We start from the raw sequence: 4392 nt of genomic DNA on the forward strand, positions 1-4392 counted from the left end.
ATCGCGTTAGCGGGACGGAGTCCAATCGCGTTAGCGGGACGGAGTCCAATCGCGTTAGCGGGACGGAGTCCTTGCTTGGCCTTTGGAGATAGGCGCAGCAGAGCCCAGCAGCCGGCGACGGGTGGAAGGCAAGGGGATGTTCACTCTGCGCTCTGGGAACCGGGCACAGCCACCAGCAGGGCTTCCAACACCCGCTGCACCCGACTCAGGCGCAGGCCGTGATCCGACAACACAGGGCTGTTGGGGATGATGGCGTGGCGAAACCCCAGTTTGCTGGCTTCTTTCAAGCGCTGCTCCAACTGGGCCACCGGGCGCACCTGCCCCCCCAGTCCCACCTCGCCAATCAGGACTGTAAAAGGATCCACTTGGCGATCCCGGAAGCTGGCGGCCACGGCCACTGCTACCCCCAAGTCGGCAGCTGGCTCGGCTACCTGAATGCCGCCGGCAGAGGCGATGTAAGCATCGTATTTGGAAAGCGGGATCCCCACCCGTTTTTCCAGCACGGCCAAGATCTGCAAAAAGCGGTTGATTTCAATGCCGGTGGAGGTGCGGCGGGGGGAGCTGTAGCTGGTGGGGCTGACTAGGGCCTGCACTTCCACCACCAAGGGGCGGGTGCCCTCGCAGGCAACGATGGTGGCTGTTCCGGGCATGGCCTGATCCCGGCTACTCAAAAAAAGCTGCGAGGGGTTCTCCACCTCCACCAAGCCAGAGGCGGTCATCTCAAAAACACCCATTTCCTGGGCTGCCCCAAAGCGGTTTTTGACGGCGCGCAATAGGCGGTGGCTTTGGAAGCGATCCCCCTCAAAGTACAAGACCGTGTCCACCAAATGCTCCAGCACCTTCGGCCCGGCCAGGGATCCGTCTTTGGTAACATGGCCTACAATCAGCAGAGCCACCCCCAGTTTTTTGGCCAGCCGCATTAACAGGCCGGTGCATTCCCGCACCTGGGAAACGGATCCCGGCGCCGAGGTGAGTTGCCCCCAGAAGATGGCTTGAATGCTGTCGATCACCGCCACCTGCGGTTGCAGAGCCTGGATCTCCGCCACGATGGCCTCCAAGTCGGTCTCGGCCAAGAGGTAGAGCTGCTCGCTTTCCACCCCCAGCCGCTCGGCGCGTAGCTTGATCTGCTGGGCTGATTCTTCCCCCGACACGTATAAGATGGGCCCGCTCTTGGCCAGGTGGGCAGCGCTCTGCAGCAGCAGGGTGCTCTTGCCAATGCCCGGATCCCCGCCAATCAACACCAGGGATCCCGGCACAATGCCACCTCCCAACACCCGGTCAAACTCGCCATAGCCGGAGGAGAGGCGAGGGTGGCGATCTGAGGAGACCTGGGAGAGGGGGAGGGCCGACCGGGGGATCCCATTGGCGCGGTTGGACCTAGGAGCGAGGGCTTGGGCCCGTGGGGACTTGGCCGCTGGGGCGACGACCACTTCCGTCAGGGTGTTCCAGGCGCCGCAATGGTCGCAGCGGCCCAAAAACTTGGCATAGCGCTCGCCGCACTGGCTGCACTCCCAGACGGTTTTGGCCTTGGCCATAGCCGGGGACTCCTAGGCCTGGGGAGCAGCGGCGACAGGGAGGGGCACCTCCGGCAAGACCAGGGATCCGCACTGGGCGTGGTGGCGCAGCAGATGGTCGCAGAGGACCAGGGCCACCATCGCCTCCACCATCGGCACTGCCCGCGGCAAGACACAGGGATCGTGGCGTCCCCGCGCCGCCAAAACCGTCTCTTGCCCATTGAGGGTGACGGTGTTTTGAGGCTGGCGAATGGTGGCAGTGGGCTTAAAGGCTACCCGCAGGACGATGTCTTCGCCGTTGCTGATGCCCCCCTGGATGCCGCCGGAGCGGTTGCTGCGGGTGCGCCAGCCGCCGGGGGTCATGTAAAACTCGTCGTTGTGCTGCTTGCCCGTCAGGTAGGTGCCGGCAAACCCCGAGCCAATCTCAAACCCCTTGCTGGCTGGCAGGGACATCACCGCCTTGGCCAAGTCGGCCTCCAGCTTGTCAAACACCGGGGATCCCAGTCCGCGGGGCACGCGGCGGGCTACACACTCCACCACTCCCCCCAGCGAATCCCCTTCCCGCGCCGCCTCCTCAATTTTTTGGATCATGGCCGCCGCCGCTTGGGGATCGGGGCAGCGGACGATGTTGGCCTCCACCTGCTCTGCAGTTACCGAGCTGGGATCCACCTGGGCTTCCACGTCTTTTACCCGCTGCACGTAGGCCAGGATCTCCACCCCTGCCGCTAGGCGCAGGATCTTCTTGGCAATGGCCCCGGCAGCCACCCGGCCAATGGTTTCTCGCGCTGAGGCCCGTCCGCCCCCCTGCCAGTTGCGGATGCCGTACTTGGCCTGGTAGGTGGCATCGGCATGGGAAGGGCGGAAGGTGGTGGCCATCTCCTGGTAGTCCTGGGGGCGGGCATCCTGGTTGCGCACCAGGATGTGGATGGGGGTGCCCAGCGTAAAGCCCTGAAAAACCCCGGAGAGGATCTGGCAGCGATCCGCTTCCTGGCGGGGCGTCGTGATGGGGCTCTGGCCAGGACGCCGCCGATCCAGCTCTGCCTGAATGTCGGCCTCGCTCAAGGGCAGCCGCGGCGGGCAGCCATCCACCACCACCCCCACCGCCCCCCCGTGGGACTCGCCATAGGTGGTCACGCAAAACAGGACACCGAAGGAGTTGCCGTTGGCCATGGGATCCCCAAGCAAGAAGCCGTTACTCGCAGGCGGCTGGGAGAGACTGTTTTCTATTCTGCACTAGGGGAGTGGCGGGCAGTGCGGTGCAGCTGGCGGCAGCCGGCAATTCCCCGCAACACCAGGTGGGGATCCCAGCGCAGCTCTGGGTCAAGCGGGCCCAAGTGAGGGTGGAGCCACTTCCCATCCCCGCCGGTCAGCAGCAGGGGGCCTTGGGGAAAGCGGCGACGCCAGTCGGCAATGAACTCGCGCAAGCCAGCCAAGAGGGTGTGGAGGATGCCGCTGCGGATGGCAGCCACGGTGTCGTTGGCCCAGCGAGGGGGCAAGGGATCCTGCGGATCCCACTGCACTTTGGGCAGCAGGGCTGTGTGATCAGCCAACGCCTGCGCCTGCAACCCCAGGCCGGGCAAGATGGCCCCTCCCACCAGGGATCCTTCAGAGTCAGCTCCTGTGAGGGTCAGGGCAGTACCCGCGTCGATGACCAAACAGGGCCAGCCGTAGTGGATCCCAGCAGCCCACAGGGCCAAAGCCCGATCCAGCCCCAACCCCGGGTAGGGATCCCGCAGCGGCACCTGCGATAGCTCCAATCGATGCACCCAAGGGGATTCCGGCGGCAGGGGAGCAGAGCCCACAGGAGCCAGCCACAGCTCTGTCTGCTGCGGCCAGGACAAGGGCTGGTGGGCAGGAAACTGCTCCACCTTCACCAGGGTCTCCTCCACAAACCAGCCCCAGCGCACGTGAGTGTTGCCCAGCACGGCTGCCAGCCATTCACGACAACGGTGCGAAGCGCTGAGATCTGCCCCCTCCTCAAAACTCATGCAGCAGCTCTGCCTCCACGCGAAACAGCTCCACCGGCTGGTCGGCAGGGATCCCGGCCAACCTCTTAGCGGTAGCAAGCTGCCATTCTGTCGTCAAAGCCTCTCCCGGCAGCAACACCGCTCCCCGGGTTCCAGAGCGGACAAATAGGCCCATGCGGGTGGGATCCACCTGCTCCACAGCGGCAAAAGGACTCCGTCCCGCCGACGCAATGGGCACCACCCGCCGCACAATGGCTACCTGAATGGAGGCCGACTCCAGCTCCCCGGGTTGCAGAGGTACGTAGCGCCAATCGCGGGTGACTGCCCCCACCGCCGCCCGGATGGTGGCCCTGACCAGGTCCTCGCCGCTGGGATCCAAGCTGCCCCAGCAGCCGCGGGGCCGACCCTCTGTACTCACCGTTACAAAAACCCCCGCAGAGCGCCGCCAGTGGGGCGGGATCTCCTCTGGAGGTGGCAGCACCTGGCCGGTGGCGAAGTAGTAGGCAATGGCCTGACGCGCCAGCGCCGGCAGGGTGTCAGGGAGAGGTTGTCGCCGGCTGGGAGAGGGGATCCCTTCTGAATCGGACTCCGTCCCGCCAGTGCGATCCCGTAAGCGGTGCGAGGCACCCATGGACTCCGGCGGAGGAACAGGGGCAGTTGTCTCAGAAGGCTGCGGCAGGGATCCCGTCCACAAGCCCAGCCCCGCAGCCAGGAGCAGGCCGATCGCGTTAGCGGGACGGAGTCCTTGAAGACCCAGCAATCGAACCGTGAAGTGAACTCGGCAGGTGAACACCCAAGAGAATCCCGTTGGTGGTCACAACAACCGTACTCTAAAAGCTACGTCCCCGCTGCTGCAAATACTTGAAAACGGTGTTTAGATCCTTGTCGCCGCGCCCAGAACAGTTGACCAC

The 4392-nt window shown here is 64.8% G+C and carries 4 protein-coding genes; all 4 read right to left on the reverse strand.

All coding sequences use genetic code 11. The features are described 5' to 3' along the window. Positions 1-140 precede the first annotated feature (140 nt). From radA to NW820_RS09235, 4 genes are read right to left on the reverse strand one after another with little or no spacing between them, the layout of a single operon-like run. On the reverse strand, positions 141-1535 hold the full coding sequence (gene radA, locus NW820_RS09220) for a DNA repair protein RadA (RefSeq protein WP_011433126.1): 1395 nt from the start codon (positions 1533-1535) through the stop codon (positions 141-143). 12 nt (positions 1536-1547) lie between these two features. Continuing rightward, positions 1548-2684, reverse strand: coding sequence for a chorismate synthase (gene aroC / locus NW820_RS09225; protein ID WP_414351901.1), 1137 nt, complete (start codon positions 2682-2684; stop codon positions 1548-1550). 53 nt (positions 2685-2737) lie between these two features. Next, positions 2738-3502, reverse strand: a complete 765-nt coding sequence (locus NW820_RS09230; RefSeq protein WP_414407325.1) for a pantothenate kinase — start codon at positions 3500-3502, stop codon at positions 2738-2740. After that, a complete protein-coding gene (locus NW820_RS09235) occupies positions 3492-4112 on the reverse strand; it encodes an AMMECR1 domain-containing protein (RefSeq protein ID WP_414407326.1) in 621 nt (206 codons plus the stop codon). The genes NW820_RS09230 and NW820_RS09235 overlap by 11 nt, the downstream gene beginning before the upstream one ends. Positions 4113-4392: the final 280 nt, after the last annotated feature.

The organism is Synechococcus sp. R55.7 (assembly GCF_047461955.1).
GTDB lineage: Bacteria > Cyanobacteriota > Cyanobacteriia > Thermostichales > Thermostichaceae > Thermostichus.

Coding starts and splice junctions, on each gene's coding strand:
- radA (WP_011433126.1), bottom strand. CDS start 1,535: ATGGCCAAGGCCAAAACCGTCTGGGAGTGCAGCCAGTGCGGCGAGCGC.
- aroC (WP_414351901.1), bottom strand. CDS start 2,684: ATGGCCAACGGCAACTCCTTCGGTGTCCTGTTTTGCGTGACCACCTAT.
- NW820_RS09230 (WP_414407325.1), bottom strand. CDS start 3,502: ATGAGTTTTGAGGAGGGGGCAGATCTCAGCGCTTCGCACCGTTGTCGT.
- NW820_RS09235 (WP_414407326.1), bottom strand. CDS start 4,112: ATGGGTGCCTCGCACCGCTTACGGGATCGCACTGGCGGGACGGAGTCC.